This is a genomic window from Mesorhizobium sp. WSM4844 (assembly GCF_055811775.1).
The window spans coordinates 15,667-40,987 of sequence record NZ_JBVVQB010000003.1 but is presented as its reverse complement, the minus strand read 5'-3'; the positions used below and the strand labels follow the sequence as shown (position 1 = coordinate 40,987).

The window sequence follows — 25,321 nt, the reverse complement described above, 5'->3', positions numbered from 1 at the left end:
CATCTGGCTGGTCGGCTCGCTGCCGATCTCCATTGGCATCGGCAAGTTCCTTGCGTGGCGGGGCGGCTGATGGCGAGCAAGCTGAATTATGTCGTGCGCCCTGGCGGCCTTTCGAAATTCGATCACGACTGCATCCATGAGCTGGCGCGGCGGGGCTGGAAATCGACGCGCATCGCCAGGGAAATCGAAAAACATCCGGCGACGGTCCAGTGGTTCATGTATCGGCACGGGCTCAAGGCACCTGGCTATCCGCGACAGACGTCCAGCCAGCGCAATGGGAGAACGGTGAAGCCATTCTCGCCGGAAGAAGACGCTTTTATCGAAGCGCTGCGCATCCAGGGCTTTGGACCGACGAAGATCGCCGATCTGACCTCAAAGCGCTACGGGCATCCGCGCAGCAATCACACGATCGCCTGCCGGCTCGTCATGCTCGCAGCCAGGGAGGTCGCATAAGCATGGCTGCCTCCGATCTGCACAACCTGCTTTCCGGCCGCTTCGTTCGCGAGGTGATCGGTCCGGCCGTCAAAAGCGGCGCGACCTATGCCGAGCTGATGGTCCTCTTCGAATCCGTCCAGTTCGGCATGATGGAAATCCTGCATCGCCATTACGAGCTGGCGCCCGCCACCGCCGTCAGTCTGTGCGAGGAGAGCCTGCATAGCGCCATCGAGCGCTTTGCCGGCGCCAGAAACATCGCGGGGCAATGATGGCGACGAATCCACGCGACGAGAAGCTCGTATTCGCCGTCTCCCCCACTGGGCAAGGCGATGGCGTTCCAATCCTACTGGTTGGCGTCCCGAATGGCGCCTGGGAATACATGAAGGACGGCAAGACGCACCACTTCGACCTGACCAAGGCCGGGGTGCCCGTGAAGCTGCTGTTCTTCGGCGCCGAGACACACGCCGCGGCGATGAAAGTCATCGACGACGCCATGAAGGCGAGCGGGACCGCCTATCTCGACGAGCGCCGCACCGACTTCGCCATCAAACCCAAGGGAAAGTCATGACCAACGAAACAACCCCCGACCGCAAAACAATGCGCTTCAAGTCCTCCAACGGAATCACCGCTACGTGGCGCTTTGGCAAGACGGGAGAAGGCAAATTCAAGGCGGTCAGCCTTAGCAAGCCAAAGCTCGGAACCCGGTCGCTTATCCTAGATTTCCTGCCGTTCGAAATGATGGATGCGGTCTACAGCCGACACATCGTTTTCGACAGCATTGCCGAAGCTGAACGCTATGCGAGGTCGTTGTGACACCCACCAACGAAACACCCACTCGGCGACCCCGACGCCTGGCGCAAAGACATGAGGTTTTGACCATGACGAAGACCAAGGCATTCCCGATGGGTGCCGTCCTATCCGTTGTGACTGGACTCCGTCTAGTTTCGGATATCGGTGAAGTCTACGAAGTCCTGAACTTCATGACCGGCGAAAGCCTGTACACCCACCAGCTGCCGCGCGTCGGCCGGGAAGCGGAACCGGTCATCCTCACCATGCATCCGCAACTGGCGGAGGCAAAGGCAGAGGCCGAACAGGTCACCCCAGAAAACTACCTGACATGGCTGGCTACATGGGAGGAGCGCTACGGCACCACGATCACCGTTCCGCAGATGACGATTGCGGAACACGAGCGCATCGACGCCTTATCTGAGTTGGCCGAGAAAGTCTCGCCGGATAAAATCGTGGTGATCGCGCCATGACCGACCCGACATCTGCCCCCTCTGAGGTGCTGGAGCGCGGCGCGGCGCTTGTTCTGCAATTGCGCGCCGTTATGCACAAACTGGACGGGCAGGCGTACTCCAGCACGCTGTCCGCGCTGAACTACTTCGAAGCCGCCCTCGCCGGTCAAGGCTCTCTCCCCGCTATGGAAGCCGAAGCGGAAGAACTGCGAATGCAGTTACGCATCCAGCAAGAGGCTACGATATTCGCGGATGAAAACCGGACGTTCCAACTGGATCGAGCCGAGCGCGCAGAAGCCGAAAACCGGATGCTCCGCGATACGCTGGTCATGGTCGATGCACGCCTGCAAATGCTGGGCCGTGAAGCGGGGAATGGCACCGTCTACCACGCTGTAGTCGCTCTGCGAGACATGATCGCAAAATGCCACGGACCAGCCGCGCCAGCGAACACCAAGTAACCCCCCCCAAGCCTTCGGCCGACAGCAACTGATCCCAGAGGAAGACGACAGATGATCACCGCAACAAATACCGCCGACGAACAGACCCTCCTTTTCGCAGCCGGCATCATCGGCGGGATGAAGCGGGCAGCCGCGCACGCCAACATCGTCGGGCACCATGCCGAGGCGTATGGGGCAGCAGAGGTAGAGCTTCTCAGCCTCGCCAAGAAGGTGAAAAACGGCGAGGAAATTCGCAACCACAACGGATTGGTTCAACGGTTTGGGCCGCGCGCCGATACCCGGTGCGACTACTGCAAGGAGAACGGCTTCCAAGCTCCAAATCTTTGCGAGGACTGCCGCGGAGGTGACCATCTCGACGAGATCCTGGCCCAAGTTCATGAAGAACTTGAAGGCGGCGCCAGCGCAGACCGCATCAACCAGATCGCGAACGAGAACCCGCAGTTCAGCGCCGAAATCCTTGGCTTCACTGCCGAGTGGTTTGTGTCTGTGGGCGGTAAACTCGCGAATGACCTGACCAATCAGATGCGCCTCCACGATGCGTCGGCAGCCGCAGATATGGTGGCGCAGGTCGCTGATGCTCTGGAAACGGCAGAGATCGGCTACAGCATGGAACTCATTCGTCTGGTGGAAGGCGAATCGACATACCGTCTCAAATACGCGGACGGCGAGACGCTGGAGTTCAGCTCGTCGGATGAGGTTTACGCGCATGTGGCGCAGAAGAAGCGCCTAGCCCAAGCCACAGCCGCCATCGCCGCCGTGCTTTCCCAACAGGTTCTGGCCAAACGTGACTGCCATGACGACATGCTGGCGGCTCTGAAGGATGCCGAGAGCGCGCTGGACGACATGGCTCGAGGGTATGGGCTGAGCGAGCCGATTGAGCCGATCGTGAGAAGGGCGAAAGCCGCCATCGCCAAAGCGGCGGTGTTGTGATGACGCCGAAGCACACGCCAGGACCGTGGGCAATCGACCCCGCGTATCTGTCCGAAGTGCAGACGCCAGATGACAAGACGATTGCGAGTTGCTGGCACGCCCATGCCGAAGGGCGAACAGTAAGCATTACTGGCGTCCTCGAATGCAGCCTTGAAGAAAGCGCCGCAAACGCCCGCCTGATCGCAGCCGCTCCCAACATGCTGGCGGCGCTAGAGGCAGCCGAAGAGCTGTACAGCCAGGGTTTAATAGCAGCCTCCAACGAGTTGATCGACAGAGTCCGCGACCTGCGGCGCGCTGCCATCGCTAAGGCGGTGCAGTCGTGACCGCCCACTTCACACGATCTGGAAAACATGCGTGGCCACATTCGGGGACGTGGCGCCCTGCAACTCGCGATGGTTTCGCTACAGCTAATATTTGCTGCCCGGAGTGCAAGCAAATTGGCTCTCTTGACCCAAGCGACCACCAAATCGCGGCGGATGGCAGCGTATCGCCTTCCGTGGTCTGCGACTGCGGGTTTCACGAACACATCAATCTAGTCGGCTGGTCCGGCAACGACAAGCACACTGTCGCCGGTCAACCCCAAAGTGGGAGGCAGGGATGAGAGACGCCATCAGCGATCACCTACCTTGGCTGCTCTCGGCCGTGACCATCTACATGACCATTCTGGCCGGTAATAAATCGCGTCATGCGTGGCTCTACGGCTTGGGAAACCAAGCTCTTTGGCTGGTTTGGATTTTCACCGTCGGCGCGTGGGGCCTGCTCCCGATGAACGCCGCCCTGTGGGTCGTATATGCCCGCAATCATTGGAAGTGGACACGAGCATGAGGTTCCATCCTGACGTGCTGGCATGCCATGCCGAGTTCGGTGGCGAACTGGAAGACATGCAGCGCCGATACGATGCACCCTCTCCCGAGCGCATAAAGACAGGGGGCGAGCCGCTCGACGAGACCTGGAACTATCGAATTCCGGAATCGCTCGCCGATCTGATCCCGCTGTTTGAAAACCGCGTAGCTTGCCATCGCCTGTGGGCTGAATGGCTTGGTCAAGACACGGACGAGACGCGTCGCTACGGCGAACACGGTCTCGGACACGCAAAAAATCATTGGGACTATGTGAAGCAGTATTCAGCGGCCAAGTCCCTGATTGAAGAGCATCTCCGGAAGGGTGCTGCAGTCGTGACGGAGGCGATGGTCGAGGCAGCTGCAAAGGCCATGCACGACGGCCCGCTTGGGGCAAATGACGAGGGAGAGTACACCAGCGACAAATCGAACAGGGCAGCTGAATGGTGTCGCGGCATGGCTCGCGCTGCCCTCACCGCCGCCCTTGGCGCTGGATCAATGCCGGCGTGGGAAACGACCGACATCGAATGCCACAAGTCGGACACGCCAGATCGGGTCTGCTTCTACGAACAGGACTTCTATGTCCTGTCGAACTTTTCGTCATTCAGCATCATGTGGGAGTGGACGCCACGCGATGGTCTGGTCCGCTTCGATACGTCAGAAGCCGTCTATCACTTCATGAAATTCAAGGCGACCGTGCCGACTGCGCAGCAGTTTCAGCTTATGGAGAGGATCCGACGCGCGCCTTCCGCGCATGAGGCCTTCAAACTCGCAGAGAGCAACAAGCACCATCGCCGTCCCGATTGGGATGACGTGAAGGTCAACATCATGCGCGACATCCTGCGCGCGAAAGCCGAGCAGCACGAATACGTTCGCCGCAAGCTGCTGGCTACCGCCGACCGCGAGTTGGTCGAGGACAGCTGGCGCGACGCATTCTGGGGGTGGGGGCCGAACCGGGACGGCAAGAACATGCTCGGCCAGCTTTGGATGGAAATCCGCGCAGAGATTCGCGCCCGTTCGACAGAGGCAGCGGAACATGGCTGACAAATCCGCTATCGAGTGGACCGACGCGACGTGGAATCCGATCGTCGGTTGCTCCGTCCTGACGCCTGGCTGCACCCATTGCTATGCCATGGGCATGGCCGCCCGCATCGAGGCCATGACAGCCTCGCTGCAGGCTAAGGGCCAGACCGGCGCCCCGCACTACAACGGCACCACGCGCAAGGTGAACGGCAACGCGGTTTGGACTGGCAAGCTGGCCATGGCGCCGGACCATATCCTGCTGGAGCCGCTGACATGGCGGGCGCCGCGGCGCATCTTCGTCAACTCGATGGGCGACCTGTTCCACGAGGACGTTCCCGACGAGTGGATCGACAAGGTGTTCGCCATCATGGCGCTGGCACCACAGCATACCTTTCAGGTGCTGACCAAGCGCGCGAAGCGCATGCGGGAGTACGTGAACGGAACGCGTTCTTCGGTCCCATTTCTCGGCAGGATGCCCCTTGAGCGCATCCACCTTGAAGCGTCCGGCCACATGGAAGGCGATGGCGGCTTCATGGACACGCTGAAACACCATGGCAACGTCTACAGCCTGTATTGTTCCGTGCCCTGGCCGCTGCCGAACGTCTGGCTTGGCGTCTCGGCCGAGCGCCAGATCGAATGGGATGAACGGACCGAAGCGCTGGAGCATACGCCGGCTGCCATCCGCTTCGTCAGCATAGAGCCGATGCTCGGCCCGATCGACTGCCGTTTCGGTGTTCATCATCACCCCGACAACGTGCCGAGCCCGCATCTCGGTGCGATCGTCCGCGCAACGCGAAGGATGCTTTCCGCAGAGGCGGGAATCGGCATGCTCGACTGGATCATCGTCGGCGGCGAGAGCGGGCCAAGCGCCCGGCCGATGCATCCCGCCTGGGCGCGCTCGATCCGCGACCAGTGCGCCGCCGCCGGCGTGCCGTTCTTCTTCAAGCAATGGGGCGCTTACCGGCCTTGCACTGCGGCCGAGTTGAAGACTGCCTGCGGTGCGGTCCTCGTCGATAGGCGCAATGAGTGCGGATACTATTGCGACGACGATGTCGGCTGCGTCGATCATGGCGGTGAGTACATACTCCGTGTCGGCAAGACAGCCGCCGGCCGGCTGCTCGACGGCGTTGAGCACAATGCCATGCCGGAGGCACGGCTATGAAACGCCACGCCACGCCAGAGAAGCCAGGCCACTATTGGGCCAAGCTCGTTCACCCGTCTGGTATGCCGGACGGTGAAGACTGGCAATCCACCGATTGGGAAGTCGTGCAGATCGGTATCAACGACCCTGCCGGAAAGGTTGGCGAGCCACACTATCTCAGCGTCATTGTTCCCGGCATTGCGCCGCCGCAATGGGTTGAAGACTTCATTTGGGGTCCGCGCGTCGCCGACTTTCGCGACGAGCGGGAGCAGCCCGGCCTGACCGAATCCGAGAAGAAAGCACAGGGCCAGCGCTGCGGTTGCCGTGGCGTTGACGATTATTGCGTCTGCCAGAACGTGACCGACGCGACCACTCGCGCCGACCGGGCCCAGCGAGGCAGGCGATGAACAGCAGGGGAAATCCGATGACCATCAGCAAGGAAACGGCGACAGAAATCGCCTATGCCTATCGTGAGATCGAGACGGCAGAGAAGTTGCTCGCCGAGATCGTCGACGCACTTGGGCGGTCGATAGTCGCGACCGCGCCCGACATCCGTGATGCGTTTGGCCGGCGGCAGGATGGCTTGCAGCTCGGAGTGCCAAGCGGCGGCAACGGTCATCAGCTGTTCAACGTTCCGTGGGCGCTCGCCCGGCCGATCATCGAGGCGCACATCGCCTCGAAAAAAGCGCTGATCTCGGCTCTCAACGAGAAGGCCCGCATTGAGTTGGGTGCGGAGGCGCTATGATGCCGAACCCCATCCTTCTAGTGAACGACGCCGGCCACGGCGAAACGCCGGTCCCGTCCGACGCGCTGTTGAAGCCGGGCGATGTCTTGAACATCCACAATTCAGAGGATGGCACGCAGCGCCCGGCAAAATGCGTAGCCGTCGCGCCGGCCGGCGTTCCCGTCGAGTATGCCATCGCCGACCAGACCGGGACCGCCCGGCCGCTGATGATCACCAAACCGGGGCATCGCGAGCCGATTTACGTCCTCGAGTGGGAAGGCCGCCAGTTTTTGGTCACCCACGCGAAAATCCGCAAAGGCCTTGATCAGGCAGAGAAGGCAGGACTCAACGCCATGCCGGGGGCACGCTGATGCAGATCGGACGCATCCAGGGCTGCACGCGCACGATCGGCAAGAGCCAGGGCTATATAGGCCTGCCGCTCCGCGACATCGTCATCAACGATAGCGTCACCGGCCCTAACACGCCGGCAATGGAAACCGCGTGGTTTCCCACGCTAGAAGAACTCAACGCGCTGGTTGCGGGAGCGCCGATTATTCTGCGCGTGGTCGGGGCCGGTCATCCGCCAGTGATGCTCTATGCTGGCGAGGTGCCATCATGAGCGTCTACGTCGACAACGCCAGGCATCCGTTCGGCCGACTGCTCATGTGTCACATGTGGGCCGATACCCGCGAAGAGCTCTTCGCCATGGCCGACCGCATCGGCGTTCAGCGCAAATGGTTTCAGCGCCCGGCCGACCTCGGTGTCGCCGGCATGGATGCTTCGTGGGAACACTTCGACATCGCCCAGTCGAAGCGGGCGCTGGCCGTCACGGCCGGGGCGATCGAGACCGACAAATACGGGCCGGTTGAGCACACTGCCCGCTTGAAAGGCGATCAGGCCAAGCTCGACCAGATCGCGCAGCTGCGCGCCAGAGGGTTTGGCGCGACGGCGGCCGTCACCGATCCGAAGCAGAGGGCGCTGCTGTGATCGATCTTCCCGACCTCGCTCTCTCCGTTCGCCAGCCTTGGACATGGGCTATCCTTCACGGCAAGGATATCGAAAACCGCGACTGGCCGACGAAGATCAGAGGCCGGGTCTGTCTGCATGCCTCGAAGGGGATGACGCGTGACGAGTACGAGGATTGCCTCGCCACCGTTCACCACATCAGCCTTTCGCATCCTTTCCCGCCCGGCCTGACCCTGCCGGCGTTCGACGACCTCCCCCGTGGCGGCATCGTCGGGACGGTGGAAATTGCCGGATGCGTGACCGACAGCGCCAGTCCGTGGTTCTTCGGCCGCTACGGCTTCGTCCTGCGCAATCCCGAACCGCTTGCTGATGTCATACCGGTCAAGGGCGCGCTCGGCTTTTTCAGATGGCGCGAGCATCTCGCCAGCGGGACGGCCGTCGCCGCACCAAAACAGGGCAGCTTGCTATGACCAAGCCAGTCCGCCTCCGCCTCTCGCGCGCCAAAGGTTTCGACCTTCAACTGCACTCGCGGTCATTCAATGGCTTGTCCGCCGTCAACGTCGCGCGGCCGTCGATATTCGGCAATCCGTTCAAGGTCAGCGCCAGGCATGATCGCGCCTATGTCGTCCAGCTGTTCAGCCAGATGGCCTGCTGCTGGGACTGCCTGATCCCGGATCCGTCGCCGCAGGAACAGGCTACGGCGCGCCTCGCCATCTTCCGCAACATCGGCACCCTGACAGGCAAGAACCTCGCATGCTGGTGCGCGCTAGACGGCAAGCCCTGCCACGCTGACGTCCTTCTCAACATCGCCAACGATCCAGACCAGGTCAAATCGCGCGTGGCCTTTGCCGCTCGCTGCAACGAGGTGAAATGATGGCCCGCACGAAGAAGACTGCCGAAGCGATTGTGGAGACCGCGCCGCCGATCATCGCCTACAAAGGCTTCAACCAGGATTTCGCCTGCACGCCGGACGGCAAGCGTTTCCAGTATGAGGTCGGCAAGAGCTACAAGCATGATGGCGACGTCGTCGCCTGCGGCAGCGGCTTTCATGCGTGTGAGCATCCGCTGAATGTCTTTGCGTATTATCCTCCGGCCACCAGCCGGTATGCCGTCGTAGAGTTGGGCGGCAAGACCGCACGTGAGAAAGGTGGCGACACGAAAATCGCCGCCGCCGAAATCACCATCAGGGCGGAGTTCCACTTGCCCGAGCTCGTCGCCGCGGCGGTCAAATATGTCTTCGATCGTGCCAAATGGATCAGCGGCCCGCTTGCAAGCGGCAACGGCGAGGGCGTCAAGGAAACGAAGAACGGAGGCGCTGCCACCGCATCGGGATGGCGGGGCGCTGCCACCGCATCGGGCGATCAGGGCGCTGCCACCGCATCTGGGCGGCGAGGCGCTGCCACCGCATCGGGCTATCAGGGCGCTGCCACCGCATCGGGCGATCAGGGCGCTGCCACCGCATCCGGCACGTGGGGCGCTGCCACCGCATCGGGATGGCAGGGCGCTGCCACCGCATCTGGCGACCAGGGCGCTGCCACCGCATCGGGATGGCAGGGCGCTGCCACCGCATCTGGGCGGCGAGGCGCTGCCACCGCATCTGGGATAGGAGGCGCTGCCACCGCATCTGGTGAGCAGGGCGCTGCCACCGCATCTGGTGAGCAGGGCGCTGCCACCGCATCTGGCGATCAGGGCGCTGCCACCGCATCTGGCGATCAGGGCGCTGCCACCGCATCTGGGATCGGAGGCGCTGCCACCGCATCGGGCTATGAGGGCAAGGCGCGCGGCAAGAATGGTTGCGCGCTGTTCCTGGTCGAGCGGTCGACCGATGGTGAAATCCTCAGCGCATGGGCCGGCATCGTCGGCAGGGACAGCATCAAGGCCGGCACCTTCTACCGCCTGACCGACGGCAAGCCGGTCGAGGTGGACTGCCAGCTCCTATGGGCTCGGATCGCATCACTGGCGAGACAAGGTATCGCAACGGCTGGTTCGGGAAGCTGATTTTGCAGGTCGAAGAGGTCTATGACCAAGGCTATCACGCGAGACCGCAACCAGGCATACCGACAAGCTTCACGGCTACACGGTGGCGCGATGCCCGGCCGGCTGATCTGTACTTGATCGGATGGCATGAACGGGCAGCCCGCGCCAAGGCTGAAGGCGCGCCGCAGCCTCCGCCACCTGATCACTTTGCCAGGTTGAATGCCCGATGACCGCCCGCTCTACCAAACGCAAGCCGGTGACGCTGGACGAGATCGAGACCTTTCTCGACCTGGTCGCCATGCGCATGGATAAGCTCGGGCCGCAGCGGGCCGAGCTCTATCTGCCGATCTGGCGCGCCCTTGAGCGCGAACGGGAAAAACGCATTGAGGCCTCGGCAATCCTTGCCGCCGCCAAGGCGCGCCTCACACGATCGATGGATCGAACGGCAGCACTATCTTCATAAGCTCGCGCCGGCGCCAGTCGAGCGAGCCGCCGGAGCCGTATTTCGGTCGGTCGACGGTGTGACCCATCAACAGGCGCCGCAACTCGTCGTCGAGGCCGCCTTCCTTCATCCGATCCTCGAACGAATGGCGGAAGGAGTAGACCGTGTGCGATTTGGTCGGCAGCAAGCTGTTGCTACGCAAGTACTTGTTCAGCGTCGCCGAGAGATCATTTTCGCGATTGCGGTAAAGCGGAAAGCCGGCCTTGTGCCGCTGGGCGGCCTCAAGCGCCACGCCGACCAGCGGCACCAGACGGCGCGACGATTCCGTCTTGATCTCGCGTGGGTTGTCGGGATCCTCGCGCGGCTCGATCGACAGATGCGGCACCTTGTTCGACAGCCTGATGGCGTGCGGCTCGAGGTTGCAAATCTCGCTCGGCCGCGCGCCGGTTTCTATCAGGATCAACAGGATGCCCCTCGCCTCTTCGTTCAGCGTGGCAAGGTTGCCGGGCTTCAGAACGGTGTCGCGGATCCAGTCGGTCGGGATCGGCGGGCGCGATCGCTTTTTCTTCAACGAGAAGCCGAGGCCTTCGAACGGATTGAGCCGGCGGGCGTCACCCATGTGCTTGAAGTATGCCTCATAGAGAACCCGCATGTTGCCGAGATCGCGGTTTCCAGACGATGCGCCGGCGGTGGCCTTGCCTTCCTTCGGCGCGATGCGTGCCAGCCAATGCCGATAGATTTTCTTGGCATCATCGATGGTGATCTCTTCCATCGGCTTGTCCTCGACCAGCCTGATGAAGTTGCTGATCGCCCGCTTCTTGACCTTTTTCCACTGGTCCTTCTGCACCTGGCTTTTGTTGACCAGCTCGTCGGCAACGATCTCGTCGCAATAGAGATCGAAGGCTTTCGACACTGTCATCTTCGGAACTTCGATGGCGCCAAGCAGCGGCTCCATGATCTGGTCCTGCTGGCCGGTGGCAAGCACGTGCCGCAGCCGGTCGACCAGATCGTCAAAGGCTTCCGGCTGCTCGAAATAGCCGGCGCCATGAAAGGTGAAGTCGAGCGCCTCGACGCGCTTGACGGCAGCCTCGTAGCGCCGGCGGGCCGGGTCGGTGACGCCCTTGGTGATCAGCGACGCCCACAGCGCATCGTCGGCCGCCTCGAGCAGATCGCGCTTGCGCCTGGCGAGACCGCGATCGTCTGTCTTCAGCGAGGTGCGGACATGCGGCGCGCGCTCGTCGAGATGCGCGATCGTGACCGGCACCCGGCGCTTGTAGTGGAAGTTGCCTTGCCGCTTGGTAAGGTATCTGTCGGGATCGGTTCGGGTTCGATTTCGACCCATGCACGCACCTACAAAAAAGCCTGTCGGGGCTTGGTATGTGGCGCGATTAGTGGCACAAAACGGAGGAATTTTGCAAGTCCGGATTTATCGAACCTGATTTTATTGAACGATTACAAGGCGGTAAGGCTGGTTTTCGGGAGAAGTAATGGTGCGGTCGAGAAGACTCGAACTTCCACGGGTTGCCCCACAGCGACCTCAACGCTGCGCGTCTACCAATTCCGCCACGACCGCACGTGGTAGGAGCCGGAACGAACCGGCTCGCGGCGTGTAGCAAATCGTTTCCGGCGAAACAAGGGCGCGTCGCGCAATAATTGCCCGGGCTTCGGCATAACCCTCCAAAGAGCTGAAACGCGCTCGCAACTGGACGTTTCAGCCGATTGCCGCCATATGTGGGGCGAATGCATGTCGCCCAAAAGTGCGCAGCGGTTTTGGGACAATGACATGCATAAATCAAAAATCTAAAGCGCGCCCACGGTTCCCTTCAAACGCGGCGCGCTTTAGACGAGACACACCATGACAGAACGCAGCCAGATCGCCACGTCGTTCCTGCCCCTGCCCGGTTCGGCGCCGGTCGAATGGCGGATCGAACCCGGCCTCACCGCCTATCCGGATGCGCTTGCCGTGATGGAGGCGCGTGCCGAAGCGATCCGAAGCGGCGGCGCCGGCGAGATGGTCTGGCTGGTAGAGCATCCGCCACTCTACACCGCCGGCACCAGCGCCCGCATCGAGGACCTGATCGAGCCCGACCGTTTCCCGGTGTTCGCAGCCGGGCGCGGCGGCGAATACACCTATCATGGGCCAGGCCAGCGGGTCGCTTATGTGATGCTCGACCTGAAGCGGCGGCGCGAGGATGTCCGCGCCTTCGTCGCGGCACTTGAACAATGGATCATCGGCACGCTCGCCGCTTTCAACGTGCGCGGCGAACGGCGCGAGAACCGCGTCGGCGTCTGGGTGGTGCGGCCGGATCGCCCCGCCCTGCCCGACGGATCGCTCGCCGAGGACAAGATCGCCGCCATCGGCATCAGGCTGAGGCGCTGGGTGAGCTTTCACGGCATCGCCATCAATGTCGAGCCGGATCTCAGCCACTTCAGCGGCATCGTGCCGTGCGGCGTGCAGGACCACGGTGTCACCAGCCTCGTCGACCTCGGCCTTCCCCTGGGAATGGCCGATCTCGATGTCGCGCTGAAATCCGCCTTCGAGGATGTCTTCGGACCCACCGCAGCTCTGCTTGTCGAAACGGCCCGCAGGGCCGGCTGACAAAGCGGCGCTGAACCACAGAGCTCCGACGCAGCCCCTCACCCCGTGAAGAACGGGCGCGCTGCCTCACATCGCTCCGATCCAGATCGCCATGGAAATGAGAAACGTGCTCATGCACACCAGTGACACGACATCCTGAACAAGACCGGTCATAACGCTCTCCTGTTTTCAGTATGTTCGTAGTTTGTTCTGATTTTGTTCGATTGTCAACGACCGCAATCCGAGCGCCGCGAAATTCCGGGCGATCAGTTCGGCACGGTTAAGGAAGGTTGAGAGCGGGTTGCCACCGCTCCCGCGCTGGTCTGCGCGTGGGGAGATGCAGCCAGTCAGCACACCTAAAGCGGAACAACCTTGCCGTCGGCGAGCGTGACGCGACGGTCCATGCGCGAGGCAAGATCGTGATTGTGGGTGGCGATCAGCGCCGCCAGGCCCGACTGCCGGACCAGCGCCGCCAGTGCCTCGAAGACATAGGAGGCGGTGACCGGGTCGAGGTTGCCGGTCGGCTCGTCGGCCAGCAGCACCAGCGGCGCATTGGCGACGGCGCGCGCGATGGCGACGCGCTGCTGCTCGCCGCCGGACAGTTCGGACGGCCGGTGCTGCGCGCGTTTGCCGATCTGCATGTAGTCGAGCAGTTGCGCCGACCGCTCGGCAGCCTCCTTGCGCGTCAGCCCTTTTATCAGTTGCGGCATCATGATGTTTTCCAGCGCCGTGAACTCGGGCAGCAGGTGATGGAACTGGTAGACGAAGCCGACATCGTTACGGCGGATCGCCGTGCGCTCGTCGTCGGAAAGCCGCCCGCAGGCGCGGCCGGCCAGAATGACATCACCGGCGTCCGGCCGCTCCAGCAGTCCGGCGGTATGCAACAGCGTCGATTTGCCGGTGCCCGAAGGCGCCACCAGCGCCACGATCTCACCGCGCTTCAGCGAAAAATCGGCGCCGTTGAGGATGGTCAGCTTGCGCGGCCCCTGGACATAGTGCCGCTCGACGCTCTTCAGCTCGATAATGGCCTCGGCCATCATTCGTACCTCAGCGCTTCGACCGGATCGAGCCTGGCCGCGCGCCATGCCGGAAACAGCGTCGCCAGGAACGACAGCACCAGCGCCATCAGCACCACCGAGATCGTCTCGCTGGCGTCCATGCGGGCAGGCAACTGGCTCAGGAAGTAGAGCTCGGGATTGAACAGCCTTTCGCCGGCCAGCCAGGAGAAGAACTGGCGAATGCGCTCGACGTTCAGGCAGATAACGACGCCGAGGAGGACGCCGGCGAGGGTGCCCACCACGCCGATCGCCGCCCCCGTCATCAGGAAGATGCGCAGGATCGCGCCGCGCGTGGCGCCCATGGTGCGCAGGATGGCGATATCGTGGCCCTTGTCTTTGACCAGCATGATCAGCCCCGAAATGATGTTGAGCGCCGCGACCAGCACGATCAGCGTCAGGATCATGAACATGACGTTTCGCTCCACTTGCAGCGCATCGAAGAATGTCCGGTTGCGTTCTCGCCAGTCGACCATGGTGATCGGCCGCTGCGACGCCTCCTCGACCTTCGGCTTCAGCGCGTCGACATTGTCGGGATTGTCGACATAGATCTCGATCGCCTGGGCCAGGCCATCCATGTTGAAATAGAGCTGCGCTTCCGAAAACGGCATATAGACGATAGAGCTGTCATATTCCGACATGCCGACCTCGAAGATCGCCGTGATCGGGTAACCCTTCATGCGCGGTGTCGTGCCGAGCGGCGTCACATCGCCGTCGGGCGCGATAAGCGTGATGGTGTCGCCGAGCACAAGACCGAGATTGTCGGCCATGCGGCTGCCGATGGCGACGCCCTCGCCTGTGTCGAAGCCGGCGATCGAGCCCTGCTTGATATTGTTGGCGACGATTGAAATCTTGCCCAGATCCTCGCCGCGGATGCCGCGCACCAGCGCCCCTGATCCGCCGCCGACATTGCCTTGCGCCAGCACCTGCCCGTCGATCAGCGGAATGGCGTATTGGACGCCGGGCACGCCATTGATGCGGCCGGCGACCTGCGCATAGTCCTCCAGCGGCATGTCGAGCGGCTGCACGATCAGATGGCCGTTGACGCCGAGGATGCGCGTCAGGAGCTCGGCGCGAAAGCCGTTCATGACAGCCATCACCACGATCAGCGTGGCGACGCCCAGCATGATGCCGAGGAACGAGATCGACGCAATGACGGAGATCACCGTCTCCTTGCGGCGCGAGCGCAGATAGCGCCACGCGACGATGCGTTCGAACACGGAAAAAGGTCCGGCGGCCATGGGTTTAGCTGCTGCCGCTCCACTCATGCGGCAAGACCGAAGCGTTTCTTCACGTCCGCGACCGGCAGCGTTTCACGCTCGCCGTTCCTGCGGTTCTTGATCTCGACCTCGCCGGCGGCGACGCCGCGCGGCCCGACGATCACCTGCCACGGCAGTCCGATCAGGTCGGCTGTGGCGAACTTGCCGCCCGGCCGCTGATCGGTGTCGTCGTAGAGCACGTCCTTGCCGACGGCGACAAACGCCGCATAGAGTTCGTCGCAGATGCGGTCGCAGTCGGCGTCGCCGGCTTTCATATTGATCAGGCCGATGTCGAAAGGCGCCACCGCCTCCGGCCAGATGATGCCGTTGTCGTCGTGGCTGGCCTCGATGATCGCCGCGACCAGCCGCGTCGGGCCGATGCCGTAGGAACCTCCGGAGGCAAAATGATCCTTGCCGTCGGGCCCGGTCACCTTGGCGCCCATCGGCTTCGAATATTTGTCGCCGAAATGGAAGATGTGGCCGACCTCGATGCCGCGCGCCGAGACGCGATCGCTTGTCGCGACCTTCTCCCACGCCGCCTCGTCGTGCATCTCGTCGGTCGCCGCATAGGGCGTCGTCCATTTCTTGACGATGTCGCCGATCTCGGCATCGTTGGAGAAGTCCGTGTCCGCCCCTGGCACGTCAAGCGCGAGATAGTCGCGATGGCAATAGACCTGGCTCTCGCCGGTGTCGGCCAGGATGATGAATTCGTGGCTGAGATCGCCGCCGATAGGCCCGGTGTCGGCACGCATCGGGATTGCCTGCAACCCCATGCGCGTGAACGTCCTGAGATAGGACACGAACATCCTGTTATAGGCCGCCCTGGCGCTTTCGAAGTCGAGATCGAAGGAATAGGCGTCCTTCATCAGGAACTCTCTGCTGCGCATGACGCCGAAGCGCGGCCGCACCTCGTCGCGGAACTTCCACTGGATGTGATAGAGATTGAGTGGCAGATCCTTGTAGGACTTCACATAGGCGCGGAAAATCTCCGTGACCACCTCCTCGTTGGTCGGCCCATAGAGCATGTCCCGATCCTGCCGGTCTTTGATGCGCAGCATCTCCTTGCCGTAGTCGTCATAGCGGCCGCTTTCGCGCCACAGCTCGGCCGACTGGATGGTCGGCATCAGGATCTCGAGCGCGCCGGCCCGGTCCTGCTCCTCGCGAACGATCCGGCAGACCTTGTCCAGCACCCTCTTGCCGAGCGGCAGCCAGGAAAAACTGCCTTGCCCCTGCTGGCGGATCATGCCGGCGCGCAGCATCAGCCGGTGCGAGACGATTTCGGCCTCGCGCGGATTTTCTTTAAGGATAGGCAGGAAATAGCGCGACAAACGCATGGACCGGTCCGTGAGAGAGAGGATTGCCGCACCGGAATCGGCGCAGCGCAGGCTTGCTTGCCCCGGCTTCATAGCCATTTCATGACGGAATGGAAACCCGCCCCCTCCTGGGCGCCCATGGGCCAACTGGGCGCCCGATGGGGCGTCGCAAAGGCGCCGCAGTGCCGCGTTCGCCTTGCTGGTCGTTTCGCAAGCAACGCCTGCCATACTATTGTGCAGTGCAGCACGAGATTGCTTATTTCCGGGCAAAATTCTGCGTGACATTTTCACCCGGCTTGGTCTAATGTGCGCCGATAAACGAGAGGGCGGAAAGAAATCTGCTCTCCTACGCGGTCAAAGTCTTGGGAGGATGCGATCTAGGCGCGGTTACTCGCTGCCGCCGGATACCGGAAACAGATCGGACGCGTTTAAATTGCAAGGCCTCGTGCCTTGCATTTTTTTTGTGCAATCATTTGGTTAGCACGACAAATTGCTAAACCACTTTACCTGGTCCCCAGCACAGCCGGTTCGGAACCTGCATCGGCTTCCAGCCCGGATTGGTGCTCGCATGCAAGATGTGGCCAGCCGTACCCGGCGGTCTAGTTTTCGGGACTCCGGCTGAAATCCGGCACGATGTGCGGGATGTCGTCGATGCCGAGGCCGAGCCCCCGCGTCATGCCATAAAAGATGCCAAGCAAAACCAGCGTGACGATCGTCGTCCGCAGCACCGCGCGCAGCATATGCGGTCCGCGCGGCGCGCTGGATACCGTGCCCAGCGTCACGTCCTCATCCTCGTCCTGCGTCCTCAGGCTGAACGGCAGGATGGCGAACAGCACCACCCACCATGTGATGAAGAACAGGGCGAGAAATGAAACCCAGCTCATGCTTGCTCCAGTTCGACCAGCGTGCCGAAGAAATCCTTGGGATGCAGGAAAAGCACCGGCTTGCCGTGCGCGCCGGTCTTCGGGTTGCCGTCGCCCAGGACGCGGGCGCCGCTGGCCTTGAGGTGATCTCGCGCGGCAAGAATGTCGTCGACCTCATAGCACAGATGATGCATGCCGCCCGAGGGGTTCTTCTCGAGGAATGCCGCGATCGGCGAACCCTCACCAAGCGGCTCCAGCAATTCGATCTTGGTATTGCCGACATCGACGAACACCACCGTCACGCCATGCTCCGGCAGCGCCTGCGGCGCCGTCACCCGAGCGCCGAGCCTGTCGCGATAAGCCGCTGTCGCCGCAGCCAGATCCGGCACGGCAAGCGCGACATGGTTCAGGCGTCCAAGCATTGGTTTTCCTCAGGGCAGTAAGGCAATAGGGCAGTATGGGAGTAGGGAAAAACGACTTTCTCCCCCTACTGCCGTACTGCCCTACTCCCCTACTCCCCTACTCCCTTACCTTGTGACGAACACCGTCACCAGCGGCTTCTTGCCCCAGGCTTCATTGGCGGCGCCACGGACGGCGCGGCGCACTGCCTCCTGCACGAGGTCGAGATCTCTTCGGCGCTGACGGGGGATGGAGTCCACGGCGCCGATTGCCGCATCGATCATCAGGTCCTCCAGGCTCTCGCCGCGGCCATCGGCCTCGGCGACACCGATGGCGACCAGATCGGGATCGCCGGCGAGCTCATATTTGTCGTCGAGCACGACATTGACCGCGACATGGCCGGCGAAAGACAGCTTGCGCCGGTCGCGAATGCCCATCGCCTGGTCGGTGCCGATCAGCCTGCCGTCCTTGTAGATGCGGCCGAACGGCACCTGGTCGATGATCGCCGCCGCACCGGGATAGAGCCGCAGCATGTCGCCGTTGCGCACCTGCGCCACCTGGCCGATGCCGGACACCGACATCAGCGATCCCTGCGCCACCAGATGCGCCGCCTCGCCATGCACGGGAACGCCGATCTGCGGCCGCACCCATTCATACATCTTGCGCAACTCGCTGCGGCGCGGATGGCCCGAGACATGCACCAGCGCATCACCGTCCTCGATGATCTTGATACCGAGATCGATCAGACGGTTCTTGATCTCAAGGATACCCTTCTCGTTGCCGGGAATGGTGCGCGAGGAAAACACCACCGTGTCGCCTGCCGTCAGCGACACCGATTTCATCTCCTCGCGCGACAGTTTCGCCAGCGCCGCAAGCGGCTCGCCCTGGCTGCCGGTGCAGATGATGACGAGGTTTTCGCGCGGGATGAACCCAAAATCCTCCTCGGCGATGAATTCGGGCAGCCCATCCATGTAGCCGAGTTCGCCGGCAACATCGATGACCCGCTTCAGCGAGCGGCCGAGCACCAGGCACTGCCGGCCGGCATCGCGTGCCGCCTTGGCAATGGAGACGATGCGTCCGACATTGGAGGAAAAGGTGGTGACCGCAACGCGGCCCTTGGCGCTCTGGATGACGCCCTTGAGGCCCTCGCCAACCGCGACTTCCGACGGCGACACCCCTTCCCGCAGCGCATTGGTGGAATCGCAGATCAACGCCAGCACGCCGTTGTCGCCATAGGCGCGAAAGCGCGCCTCGTCGGTCAGGGGACCGATCGTCGGCGCCGGATCGATCTTCCAGTCGCCGGTGTGGATGACGGTGCCGGCCGGCGAGGTGATCGCCAGCGACATCGGCTCGGGGATCGAATGCGCGACCGGGATGGCCTCGATCTCGAACGGGCCGACGCTGAACTTTTCACCGGCGCGGTAGATCGTCACCGGGATCTTTGATGCGCCCTGCTCGCCCTGCCGCTTGGCTTCCAGCAATCCAGCGCCGAACGGCGTCATCCAGACCGGCGCCTTGAGCTTCGGCCATGTGTCGAGCAGCGCGCCGTAGTGGTCCTCATGCGCGTGGGTGATGACGATGCCGCGCAGATTGGCGACGTTCTCCTCGATGAAGCGCGTGTCGGGCAGCACCAGATCGACGCCGGGCAGGCTGGCATCGGGAAAGGTCACGCCGACATCGACGACGATCCATTCGCGCGCATTGGCCGGCCCGTAGCCATAGAGGGCGAAATTCATGCCGATCTCGCCGACGCCGCCAAGCGGCACGAAGACGAGTTCGGCGTTTTCCGCTGTCGCCATGATCATTCCTTTCCTGGCCGGTCAACCCAAGCCCGTCAAAATCTGGGGCCAGTCAAACCTGAGCCCGTAAAAAACTTGGCCTGTCAAAACCTTGGCCTGCCAAACCTGGGGGGCCTGTCAAACCTGGGCCGACGCGACCGCACCGAAATGCACGTCGCCGGCGGCGATCGTCAGAACCGAACCCTCATCGTCGCGGATCACGAAACGGCAGTCCTCGTCAATGGTCTCGAACGTGCCGCGCACCACATTACCGTCAATTCTGACAGCAACCTGCCCGCCAAGCCCTGCCGCGCGCGCCAGCCAGCGCCGCCTGACGGCGGACAGCCCGCGCCCATCGTTCCACAGCCGCGCATTCTCGCTCCAGGCATCCGACAGCGCCAGAAACAATGTCTCGGCATCGCAAGCAGCTCCCAGCGCGCCAAGCGATGTCGCGGGATAAGGCAAATCCTTGGGGTATGCCACAACATTGACGCCGATGCCGACCGCCACCGCAAAGCGATCGCCTTCGAGTATCGCCGATTCCAGCAGGATGCCGGCAAGCTTGGCGCCGGAGGCGAGCACATCGTTCGGCCATTTCAGCTCGAAACGGTTTTTTCCATCGCTGCCGCCGTCGAGGCCGATTGCGATCCTGCCCTTCGGAACGACGGCGTCGAGCGCATCGGCCAGCGCCAGCCCGGCGACGAAGCCGAGCGTCGCGGCCAGGCGAAGCTCGGCATTGGTGACCACCAGCAGCGTCGCCGCCAGATTGCCCTCGGGGGTCGCCCAGACCCGGCCGCGCCGGCCACGCCCGCTTTCCTGTTTTTTCGAAACGACCCAGAGCTTGCCCGGATCTCCCGCCCGGGCATGGTCGAGCGCCAGCGCATTGGTCGAACCGACGGTGTCATGAGCCTCGAGCCGGAACCCTTCCGAGGCCGCTGTTGGAGCCAGCCGAAATGCCATCCCGTCAGAAGAATGTCTTGGCGGCGGCTTCGGCATAGGTGCCGATCGGCCCGCCGATCAGCACATAGAACAGCACGAAGGCGCCGCAGACGCCAAGCACGACGCGAAGCTCAGTCGCCATTGGCACGAAGCCGCCGACCGCTTCGTCGAACCACATGATCTTGATGATCCGCAGATAATAATAAGCGCCCACCACCGAGGCCAGCACGCCGATGATCGCCAGCGCGTAGAGGTTGGCGTTGATGGCGGCAAGGAACACGTACCATTTCCCCCAGAAGCCGGCGAGCGGCGGAATGCCGGCCAGCGAGAACATCAGGATGGTCAGGATCGTCGCCATGATCGGATTGGTCGATGACAGCCCGGCGAGATCGCTGATCTGTTCGACATTGCCTTCCTTGCGCCGCATGGCGAGGATGAAGGCGAAGGTGCCGAGCGTCATCACCAGATAGATCAGCATGTAGATGGCGACGCCGCGAACGCCGGCCTGGCTGTTGGCGGCGAGGCCGACCAGGGCGTAGCCCATGTGGCCGATCGAGGAATACGCCATCAGTCGCTTGATGTTGGTCTGGCCGATCGCCGCAAAGGCGCCGAGCAGCATCGAGGCGATCGAGATGAAGACGATGATCTGCTGCCAATCGGCGGCGATCGGCTGGAAGGCGTCCATGGTGACGCGCACGATCAGCGCCATCGCCGCCATCTTCGGTGCCGCCGCGAGGAAGGCCGTCACCGGCGTCGGCGCGCCTTCATAGACGTCGGGCGTCCACATGTGGAACGGCACCGCCGATATCTTGAAGGCAAGGCCTGCCAGCACGAAGACCAGGCCGAACACCAGGCCAAGCTGCCGCTCGCCGCCGCCAAGTGCTGCGGCGATCTCCTGGAAGCCGGTGTTGCCGGTGTAGCCGTAGACGAGGCTGATGCCGTAGAGCAGCATGCCCGACGACAGCGCGCCGAGGACGAAATATTTGAGCCCCGCCTCGGTCGAGCGCAGATTGTCCCGGTTGATCGCCGCCAGCACGTAGATTGCCAGCGACTGCAGTTCGAGGCCGAGATAAAGCCCGATCATGCCGTTGGCCGAGATCATCAGCATCATGCCGAGCGTGCACAGCAGGATCAGCACCGGATACTCGAACTTGTCGAAATGCTCCGCCTTGGCGAAGCGCATCGACATGACCAGCGTCACCGCCGACCCGATCAGCGCCAGCACCTTCATGAAGCGGGCGAAGGGATCCTGGACGAAGGCTTCGCCGTAAGCGTTGCCCTGCCCGGTGGAAAAGATCGTCCAGAGGCCGGCAACCACCAGGACGGCGACGGCAAGGCCGCTGACCGTCGTGGTGGTGTTGGCGCGCGAATAGGCGCCGAGCATCAGCAGCGCCAGGGCGCCGACGGCGAGGATCAGCTCTGGCGTCGACAGCGACAGGCTGGAGAGAAGGTCCGGCGTCATGGTTCGCAAACCTCTCGGGTCAGTTCGCCGCCGCGGTCTGCGCGGTGTCGATGGATGCGGTGACATTGGTGACGAGCGCCTTGACCGATGCGGCGGTCGCGTCGAAGACCGGCGCCGGGTAGACGCCGAAGAAGATGACCAGCACGGCCAGCGGGTAGATGATCACCTTCTCGCGCGTCGACAGGTCGAGCAGGCCTTTCAGGCTGTCCTTGGTCAGCGCGCCGAAGATCACCCGGCGATACAGCCACAGCGCATAGGCCGCCGACAGGATGACGCCGGTGGCGGCGAAGAACGCCACCCAGGTGTTGACCCGGAACACGCCGAGCATGGTCAGGAACTCGCCGACGAAGCCGCTGGTGCCGGGCAGGCCGACATTGGCCATGGTGAAGATCATGAACACGGTGGCGTATTTCGGCATGTTGTTGACCAGCCCGCCATAGGCGTCGATGTCGCGCGTGTGCATGCGGTCGTAGATGACGCCGACGCAGAGGAACAGCGCGCCGGAGACCAGGCCGTGCGACAGCATCTGGAAGATCGCCCCCTGGACGCCTTCCTGGTTCATCGCGAAGATGCCCATGGTGACGAAGCCCATATGGGCGACCGACGAATAGGCGATCAGCTTCTTCATGTCCTCCTGCATCAACGCCACCAGCGAGGTGTAGATGATGGCGACGACGGACAGCGCGAAGACCAGCGGCGCAAACATCTCCGAGGCGATCGGAAACATCGGCAGGGAGAAGCGCAGGAAGCCATATCCGCCCATCTTCAGCAGGATGGCGGCCAGGATCACCGAACCGGCCGTCGGCGCCTCGACATGGGCGTCCGGCAGCCAGGTGTGCACCGGCCACATCGGCATCTTCACGGCGAAGGAGGCGAAGAAGGCGAGCCATAGCCAGGTCTGCATGGAGGCCGGGAAGTCGTGCGTCAGCAGGGTCGGGATGTCGGTGGTGCCGGACTGGAAGAACATCGCCATGATGGCGAGCAGCATCAGCACCGAGCCGGCCAGCGTGTAGAGGAAGAACTTGAACGAGGCGTAGACGCGCCGCTTGCCGCCCCACACGCCGATGATGATGAACATCGGGATCAGGCCGGCCTCGAAGAAGACGTAGAACAAGACGATGTCGAGCGCACAGAACACGCCGATCATCAGCGTCTCCAGCAGCAGGAAAGCGATCATGTAGGCCTTGACGCGCTTCTCGATCGATTCCCACGAAGCCAGGATGCAGAGCGGCATCAGGAAGGTGGTCAGGATGACGAACAGCATCGAGATGCCGTCGACGCCCATGTGGTAGGAGATGCCGGAATCCAGCCAGGCAAATTTTTCGACGAACTGGAAGCCGGGCTCAGCATTGTCGAAGCCGGTCCAGATGAACAGCGAGATAATGAAGGTGATACCAGTCGTCCACAACGCGATGGCGCGGATGTTGCGGCGGGCATTCTCGCTGTCGTCGTTGATCAGCAGAATGAACAGCACACCAACCAGCGGCAGGAAGGTGACCAGCGAGAGGATCGGCCAGGCGGTCATCAGAGCATCATCCAGGTGACGAATGCGGCAACGCCGATCAGCATGGCGAAGGCATAGTGGTAGAGGTAGCCGGTCTGCAGTTTGACGACCCGGTTGGTGACGTCGACGACGCGCGCCGAAACCCCGTCCGGTCCAAGTCCGTCGATCACCGTGCCGTCGCCGGTCTTCCACAGGAAGTGGCCGAGACGTTTTGCCGGCCGCACGAACAGGAAGTCGAAGAGTTCGTCGAAATACCACTTGTTGAGCAGGAAGGCGTAGAGCCCGCGATGCTGCGCCGCCAGGTTCTTCGGCATTTCCGGCGCGCGGATGTAGAATTGCCAGGCAATCGCAAAGCCGATCAGCATGGCGACGAACGGCGACAGCTTCACCCAAAACGGCACTTCGTGGATGTCGTGCAGGATGTGATTCTCCGGCAGCGTGAACAGCGACGCCTTCCAGAACTCGGCATAGCCCTCGCCGATGAAGGCGCCATGGAAGATCACGCCGGCGAACAGCGCCCCCGCCGCCAGGATGTACAGCGGCACCAGCATGACCGGCGGCGATTCATGGACGTGATGCATGACCTCGTGGCTCGCCCGCGGCTGGCCGTGGAAGGTCATGAAGATCAGCCGCCAGGAATAGAAGCTGGTGAAGCAGGCGGCGACGACCAGCAGCACGAAGGCAAGGCCGGCAACCGGATTGTGCGCGGCAAAGGCGCTTTCGATGATCGCGTCCTTGGAGAAGAAGCCGGCGGTGCCGATGACCGTCACCGGAATGCCGACGCCGGTCAGCGCCAGCGTGCCGACCACCATCATCCAGTAGGTCTTCGGAATGAGCGTCCTGAGGCCGCCCATCCTGCGCATGTCCTGTTCATCGGAGACGGCGTGGATCACCGAGCCCGAGCCGAGGAACAGCAGCGCCTTGAAGAAGGCATGCGTGAACAGATGGAAGATCGCCGCGCCATAGGCGCCGACGCCGAGCGCCACGAACATGTAGCCGAGCTGCGAGCAGGTCGAATAGGCGATGACGCGCTTGATGTCGTTCTGGACAAGGCCGACGGTCGCCGCGAAGAAGGCGGTGAAGGCGCCGATGAAGGTGACCACGATCAGCGCCGAATGCGACAGTTCGAACAGCGGCGACAGCCGCGCCAGCATGAACACGCCGGCCGTCACCATGGTGGCGGCATGGATGAGCGCCGAGACCGGCGTCGGGCCTTCCATGGCGTCGGGCAGCCAGGTGTGCAGCGGCACCTGCGCCGACTTGCCCATAGCGCCCATGAACAGCAAGAGACAGACGACGGTCATCGCAGCCTGCTTGTCGAGCGCATAGCCGAGGAAGGTCAGCACGGCAGCGCCCTCGGAGCCGCCTTCGGCCGGAATGAACGTCGCCGCATTGGCGAAGATGGTACCGAGATTGACCGAGCCGAACAGCACGAACACGCCGAAGATGCCGAGCGCGAAACCGAAATCGCCGACGCGGTTGACGACGAAGGCCTTGATCGCGGCGGCATTGGCCGACGGTTTCTTGTACCAGAAGCCGATCAGCAGATAGGAGGCGAGGCCGACGCCTTCCCAGCCGAAGAACATCTGCACGAGGTTGTCAGCCGTCACCAGCATCAGCATGGCGAAGGTGAACAGCGACAGATAGGCGAAGAAGCGCGGCCGGTTCGGGTCGTGATGCATGTAGCCGATCGAGTAGATGTGGACCAGCGCCGACACCGTGTTGACGACGACCAGCATCACCACCGTCAGCGTGTCGATGCGCAGCGCCCATGCGGCCTCCAACCCGCCCGACTGGATCCAGCGCAGCACCGGCACGGTGAACACCTCGCCCTCGCCGAAGCCGACGGCGAAGAAGGCGACCCACGACAGCACGGCTGATATCACCAGGAAGCCGGAGGTGATGTATTCGGACGCCTTGGCGCCGAGCGACGTGCCGAACAGGCCGACGATCAGGAAGCCGAGCAGCGGAAGGAAGACGATGGCCTGATACATGGTG

Annotated in this window: 31 protein-coding genes and 1 tRNA gene; 20 read left to right on the top strand and 12 right to left on the bottom strand. The window is 62.7% G+C overall.

Annotated features, from left to right (window positions below; all coding sequences use genetic code 11):
- The first annotated feature begins 69 nt into the window (after positions 1-69).
- The 19 genes from AC0L2A_RS03770 to AC0L2A_RS03680 all read left to right on the top strand — a co-directional run bounded on the left by AC0L2A_RS03770 (position 70) and on the right by AC0L2A_RS03680 (position 10,194).
- On the top strand, positions 70-453 hold the full coding sequence (locus AC0L2A_RS03770; protein ID WP_473607583.1) for a hypothetical protein: 384 nt from the start codon (positions 70-72) through the stop codon (positions 451-453).
- A gap of 2 nt (positions 454-455) precedes the next feature.
- Entirely contained in the window at positions 456-704 is a 249-nt protein-coding gene (locus AC0L2A_RS03765) for a hypothetical protein (RefSeq protein WP_473607581.1), read from the top strand.
- Positions 704-1,003 carry a hypothetical protein gene (locus tag AC0L2A_RS03760; protein WP_473607580.1) on the top strand — a complete coding sequence of 100 codons (300 nt, stop codon included), beginning with the start codon at positions 704-706 and terminating at the stop codon, positions 1,001-1,003. Before AC0L2A_RS03765 ends, AC0L2A_RS03760 begins: the two co-directional genes overlap by 1 nt.
- Positions 1,000-1,248: a hypothetical protein gene (locus AC0L2A_RS03755; protein ID WP_473607578.1), complete on the top strand. Its 249-nt coding sequence runs from the start codon at positions 1,000-1,002 to the stop codon at positions 1,246-1,248. Before AC0L2A_RS03760 ends, AC0L2A_RS03755 begins: the two co-directional genes overlap by 4 nt.
- A 65-nt stretch (positions 1,249-1,313) precedes the next feature.
- Entirely contained in the window at positions 1,314-1,694 is a 381-nt protein-coding gene (locus AC0L2A_RS03750; RefSeq protein WP_473607577.1) for a DUF7736 domain-containing protein, read from the top strand.
- Entirely contained in the window at positions 1,691-2,131 is a 441-nt protein-coding gene (locus AC0L2A_RS03745) for a hypothetical protein (protein WP_473607575.1), read from the top strand. The genes AC0L2A_RS03750 and AC0L2A_RS03745 overlap by 4 nt, the downstream gene beginning before the upstream one ends.
- 51 nt (positions 2,132-2,182) lie before the next feature.
- Positions 2,183-3,061, top strand: a complete 879-nt coding sequence (locus tag AC0L2A_RS03740; RefSeq protein WP_473607574.1) for a hypothetical protein — start codon at positions 2,183-2,185, stop codon at positions 3,059-3,061.
- On the top strand, positions 3,061-3,384 hold the full coding sequence (locus AC0L2A_RS03735) for a hypothetical protein (RefSeq protein WP_473607573.1): 324 nt from the start codon (positions 3,061-3,063) through the stop codon (positions 3,382-3,384). The genes AC0L2A_RS03740 and AC0L2A_RS03735 overlap by 1 nt, the downstream gene beginning before the upstream one ends.
- Before the next feature lie 396 nt (positions 3,385-3,780).
- Complete coding sequence (locus AC0L2A_RS03730; RefSeq protein WP_473607571.1) at positions 3,781-4,944, top strand: NADAR family protein; 1,164 nt, start codon at positions 3,781-3,783, stop codon at positions 4,942-4,944.
- Positions 4,937-6,085 (top strand): DUF5131 family protein, encoded by a 1,149-nt coding sequence (locus tag AC0L2A_RS03725; protein WP_473607570.1) that lies wholly within the window; start codon positions 4,937-4,939, stop codon positions 6,083-6,085. Before AC0L2A_RS03730 ends, AC0L2A_RS03725 begins: the two co-directional genes overlap by 8 nt.
- Positions 6,082-6,471, top strand: coding sequence for a hypothetical protein (locus AC0L2A_RS03720; protein WP_473607569.1), 390 nt, complete (start codon positions 6,082-6,084; stop codon positions 6,469-6,471). The genes AC0L2A_RS03725 and AC0L2A_RS03720 overlap by 4 nt, the downstream gene beginning before the upstream one ends.
- Positions 6,472-6,488: 17 nt before the next feature.
- Entirely contained in the window at positions 6,489-6,809 is a 321-nt protein-coding gene (locus AC0L2A_RS03715; protein WP_473607568.1) for a hypothetical protein, read from the top strand.
- Positions 6,809-7,159, top strand: coding sequence for a hypothetical protein (locus AC0L2A_RS03710; protein ID WP_473607566.1), 351 nt, complete (start codon positions 6,809-6,811; stop codon positions 7,157-7,159). Before AC0L2A_RS03715 ends, AC0L2A_RS03710 begins: the two co-directional genes overlap by 1 nt.
- Complete coding sequence (locus AC0L2A_RS03705; RefSeq protein WP_287262892.1) at positions 7,159-7,407, top strand: hypothetical protein; 249 nt, start codon at positions 7,159-7,161, stop codon at positions 7,405-7,407. Before AC0L2A_RS03710 ends, AC0L2A_RS03705 begins: the two co-directional genes overlap by 1 nt.
- A complete protein-coding gene (locus tag AC0L2A_RS03700) occupies positions 7,404-7,775 on the top strand; it encodes a DUF4031 domain-containing protein (protein ID WP_287262891.1) in 372 nt (123 codons plus the stop codon). Before AC0L2A_RS03705 ends, AC0L2A_RS03700 begins: the two co-directional genes overlap by 4 nt.
- Positions 7,772-8,224: an ASCH domain-containing protein gene (locus AC0L2A_RS03695; RefSeq protein WP_287262890.1), complete on the top strand. Its 453-nt coding sequence runs from the start codon at positions 7,772-7,774 to the stop codon at positions 8,222-8,224. The genes AC0L2A_RS03700 and AC0L2A_RS03695 overlap by 4 nt, the downstream gene beginning before the upstream one ends.
- Positions 8,221-8,628, top strand: a complete 408-nt coding sequence (locus tag AC0L2A_RS03690; RefSeq protein ID WP_287158988.1) for a DUF4326 domain-containing protein — start codon at positions 8,221-8,223, stop codon at positions 8,626-8,628. The genes AC0L2A_RS03695 and AC0L2A_RS03690 overlap by 4 nt, the downstream gene beginning before the upstream one ends.
- Positions 8,625-9,752 (top strand): DUF7666 domain-containing protein, encoded by a 1,128-nt coding sequence (locus AC0L2A_RS03685; RefSeq protein ID WP_473607564.1) that lies wholly within the window; start codon positions 8,625-8,627, stop codon positions 9,750-9,752. The genes AC0L2A_RS03690 and AC0L2A_RS03685 overlap by 4 nt, the downstream gene beginning before the upstream one ends.
- A 205-nt stretch (positions 9,753-9,957) precedes the next feature.
- Positions 9,958-10,194 (top strand): hypothetical protein, encoded by a 237-nt coding sequence (locus AC0L2A_RS03680; protein WP_287158985.1) that lies wholly within the window; start codon positions 9,958-9,960, stop codon positions 10,192-10,194.
- Here the strand turns inward: AC0L2A_RS03680 and AC0L2A_RS03675 are convergent.
- Both AC0L2A_RS03675 and AC0L2A_RS03670 read right to left on the bottom strand, forming a co-directional pair.
- Positions 10,154-11,515 (bottom strand): DUF6538 domain-containing protein, encoded by a 1,362-nt coding sequence (locus AC0L2A_RS03675; RefSeq protein WP_473607563.1) that lies wholly within the window; start codon positions 11,513-11,515, stop codon positions 10,154-10,156. The two genes, AC0L2A_RS03680 and AC0L2A_RS03675, sit on opposite strands and share 41 nt — an antisense overlap.
- A gap of 146 nt (positions 11,516-11,661) precedes the next feature.
- Positions 11,662-11,746: transfer RNA gene (locus tag AC0L2A_RS03670), tRNA-Leu, on the bottom strand.
- A gap of 282 nt (positions 11,747-12,028) precedes the next feature.
- Between AC0L2A_RS03670 and lipB the strand changes: the two genes are divergently transcribed.
- On the top strand, positions 12,029-12,772 hold the full coding sequence (gene lipB / locus AC0L2A_RS03665) for a lipoyl(octanoyl) transferase LipB (RefSeq protein WP_473607562.1): 744 nt from the start codon (positions 12,029-12,031) through the stop codon (positions 12,770-12,772).
- Between the two features lie 335 nt (positions 12,773-13,107).
- Here lipB and AC0L2A_RS03660 read toward each other — a convergent pair whose 3' ends face one another.
- The 10 genes from AC0L2A_RS03660 to nuoL form a co-directional block, all read right to left on the bottom strand.
- Positions 13,108-13,791 (bottom strand): ABC transporter ATP-binding protein, encoded by a 684-nt coding sequence (locus tag AC0L2A_RS03660; RefSeq protein ID WP_473607560.1) that lies wholly within the window; start codon positions 13,789-13,791, stop codon positions 13,108-13,110.
- Entirely contained in the window at positions 13,788-15,074 is a 1,287-nt protein-coding gene (locus AC0L2A_RS03655) for a lipoprotein-releasing ABC transporter permease subunit (RefSeq protein ID WP_473607559.1), read from the bottom strand. Before AC0L2A_RS03655 ends, AC0L2A_RS03660 begins: the two co-directional genes overlap by 4 nt.
- Complete coding sequence (proS, locus tag AC0L2A_RS03650) at positions 15,071-16,399, bottom strand: proline--tRNA ligase (protein WP_287247323.1); 1,329 nt, start codon at positions 16,397-16,399, stop codon at positions 15,071-15,073. The genes AC0L2A_RS03655 and proS overlap by 4 nt, the downstream gene beginning before the upstream one ends.
- Positions 16,400-16,977: 578 nt before the next feature.
- Positions 16,978-17,262: a DUF1467 family protein gene (locus AC0L2A_RS03645; protein ID WP_023798870.1), complete on the bottom strand. Its 285-nt coding sequence runs from the start codon at positions 17,260-17,262 to the stop codon at positions 16,978-16,980.
- Positions 17,259-17,663 carry a methylmalonyl-CoA epimerase gene (gene mce / locus AC0L2A_RS03640; protein WP_473607558.1) on the bottom strand — a complete coding sequence of 135 codons (405 nt, stop codon included), beginning with the start codon at positions 17,661-17,663 and terminating at the stop codon, positions 17,259-17,261. The genes AC0L2A_RS03645 and mce overlap by 4 nt, the downstream gene beginning before the upstream one ends.
- Positions 17,664-17,768: 105 nt before the next feature.
- Positions 17,769-19,439 carry a ribonuclease J gene (locus AC0L2A_RS03635; RefSeq protein ID WP_473607556.1) on the bottom strand — a complete coding sequence of 557 codons (1,671 nt, stop codon included), beginning with the start codon at positions 19,437-19,439 and terminating at the stop codon, positions 17,769-17,771.
- A 117-nt stretch (positions 19,440-19,556) separates the two neighbouring features.
- The gene (locus AC0L2A_RS03630; protein WP_236386286.1) at positions 19,557-20,378 is read right to left on the bottom strand and encodes a biotin--[acetyl-CoA-carboxylase] ligase; all 822 of its coding nucleotides are present in this window, start codon (positions 20,376-20,378) and stop codon (positions 19,557-19,559) included.
- A 4-nt stretch (positions 20,379-20,382) separates the two neighbouring features.
- Complete coding sequence (gene nuoN / locus AC0L2A_RS03625) at positions 20,383-21,819, bottom strand: NADH-quinone oxidoreductase subunit NuoN (RefSeq protein ID WP_473607554.1); 1,437 nt, start codon at positions 21,817-21,819, stop codon at positions 20,383-20,385.
- 19 nt (positions 21,820-21,838) lie between these two features.
- The gene (locus AC0L2A_RS03620; RefSeq protein WP_091594338.1) at positions 21,839-23,344 is read right to left on the bottom strand and encodes an NADH-quinone oxidoreductase subunit M; all 1,506 of its coding nucleotides are present in this window, start codon (positions 23,342-23,344) and stop codon (positions 21,839-21,841) included.
- Positions 23,344-25,317: an NADH-quinone oxidoreductase subunit L gene (gene nuoL / locus AC0L2A_RS03615; RefSeq protein ID WP_473607553.1), complete on the bottom strand. Its 1,974-nt coding sequence runs from the start codon at positions 25,315-25,317 to the stop codon at positions 23,344-23,346. Before nuoL ends, AC0L2A_RS03620 begins: the two co-directional genes overlap by 1 nt.
- Positions 25,318-25,321: the final 4 nt, after the last annotated feature.

Coding starts and splice junctions, on each gene's coding strand:
- AC0L2A_RS03770 (WP_473607583.1), top strand. CDS start 70: ATGGCGAGCAAGCTGAATTATGTCGTGCGCCCTGGCGGCCTTTCGAAA.
- AC0L2A_RS03765 (WP_473607581.1), top strand. CDS start 456: ATGGCTGCCTCCGATCTGCACAACCTGCTTTCCGGCCGCTTCGTTCGC.
- AC0L2A_RS03760 (WP_473607580.1), top strand. CDS start 704: ATGGCGACGAATCCACGCGACGAGAAGCTCGTATTCGCCGTCTCCCCC.
- AC0L2A_RS03755 (WP_473607578.1), top strand. CDS start 1,000: ATGACCAACGAAACAACCCCCGACCGCAAAACAATGCGCTTCAAGTCC.
- AC0L2A_RS03750 (WP_473607577.1), top strand. CDS start 1,314: ATGACGAAGACCAAGGCATTCCCGATGGGTGCCGTCCTATCCGTTGTG.
- AC0L2A_RS03745 (WP_473607575.1), top strand. CDS start 1,691: ATGACCGACCCGACATCTGCCCCCTCTGAGGTGCTGGAGCGCGGCGCG.
- AC0L2A_RS03740 (WP_473607574.1), top strand. CDS start 2,183: ATGATCACCGCAACAAATACCGCCGACGAACAGACCCTCCTTTTCGCA.
- AC0L2A_RS03735 (WP_473607573.1), top strand. CDS start 3,061: ATGACGCCGAAGCACACGCCAGGACCGTGGGCAATCGACCCCGCGTAT.
- AC0L2A_RS03725 (WP_473607570.1), top strand. CDS start 4,937: ATGGCTGACAAATCCGCTATCGAGTGGACCGACGCGACGTGGAATCCG.
- AC0L2A_RS03720 (WP_473607569.1), top strand. CDS start 6,082: ATGAAACGCCACGCCACGCCAGAGAAGCCAGGCCACTATTGGGCCAAG.
- AC0L2A_RS03715 (WP_473607568.1), top strand. CDS start 6,489: ATGACCATCAGCAAGGAAACGGCGACAGAAATCGCCTATGCCTATCGT.
- AC0L2A_RS03710 (WP_473607566.1), top strand. CDS start 6,809: ATGCCGAACCCCATCCTTCTAGTGAACGACGCCGGCCACGGCGAAACG.
- AC0L2A_RS03705 (WP_287262892.1), top strand. CDS start 7,159: ATGCAGATCGGACGCATCCAGGGCTGCACGCGCACGATCGGCAAGAGC.
- AC0L2A_RS03700 (WP_287262891.1), top strand. CDS start 7,404: ATGAGCGTCTACGTCGACAACGCCAGGCATCCGTTCGGCCGACTGCTC.
- AC0L2A_RS03690 (WP_287158988.1), top strand. CDS start 8,221: ATGACCAAGCCAGTCCGCCTCCGCCTCTCGCGCGCCAAAGGTTTCGAC.
- AC0L2A_RS03685 (WP_473607564.1), top strand. CDS start 8,625: ATGATGGCCCGCACGAAGAAGACTGCCGAAGCGATTGTGGAGACCGCG.
- AC0L2A_RS03680 (WP_287158985.1), top strand. CDS start 9,958: ATGACCGCCCGCTCTACCAAACGCAAGCCGGTGACGCTGGACGAGATC.
- AC0L2A_RS03675 (WP_473607563.1), bottom strand. CDS start 11,515: ATGGGTCGAAATCGAACCCGAACCGATCCCGACAGATACCTTACCAAG.
- lipB (WP_473607562.1), top strand. CDS start 12,029: ATGACAGAACGCAGCCAGATCGCCACGTCGTTCCTGCCCCTGCCCGGT.
- AC0L2A_RS03660 (WP_473607560.1), bottom strand. CDS start 13,791: ATGATGGCCGAGGCCATTATCGAGCTGAAGAGCGTCGAGCGGCACTAT.
- AC0L2A_RS03655 (WP_473607559.1), bottom strand. CDS start 15,074: ATGAGTGGAGCGGCAGCAGCTAAACCCATGGCCGCCGGACCTTTTTCC.
- proS (WP_287247323.1), bottom strand. CDS start 16,399: ATGCGTTTGTCGCGCTATTTCCTGCCTATCCTTAAAGAAAATCCGCGC.
- AC0L2A_RS03645 (WP_023798870.1), bottom strand. CDS start 17,262: ATGAGCTGGGTTTCATTTCTCGCCCTGTTCTTCATCACATGGTGGGTG.
- mce (WP_473607558.1), bottom strand. CDS start 17,663: ATGCTTGGACGCCTGAACCATGTCGCGCTTGCCGTGCCGGATCTGGCT.
- AC0L2A_RS03635 (WP_473607556.1), bottom strand. CDS start 19,439: ATGGCGACAGCGGAAAACGCCGAACTCGTCTTCGTGCCGCTTGGCGGC.
- AC0L2A_RS03630 (WP_236386286.1), bottom strand. CDS start 20,378: ATGGCATTTCGGCTGGCTCCAACAGCGGCCTCGGAAGGGTTCCGGCTC.
- nuoN (WP_473607554.1), bottom strand. CDS start 21,819: ATGACGCCGGACCTTCTCTCCAGCCTGTCGCTGTCGACGCCAGAGCTG.
- AC0L2A_RS03620 (WP_091594338.1), bottom strand. CDS start 23,344: ATGACCGCCTGGCCGATCCTCTCGCTGGTCACCTTCCTGCCGCTGGTT.
- nuoL (WP_473607553.1), bottom strand. CDS start 25,317: ATGTATCAGGCCATCGTCTTCCTTCCGCTGCTCGGCTTCCTGATCGTC.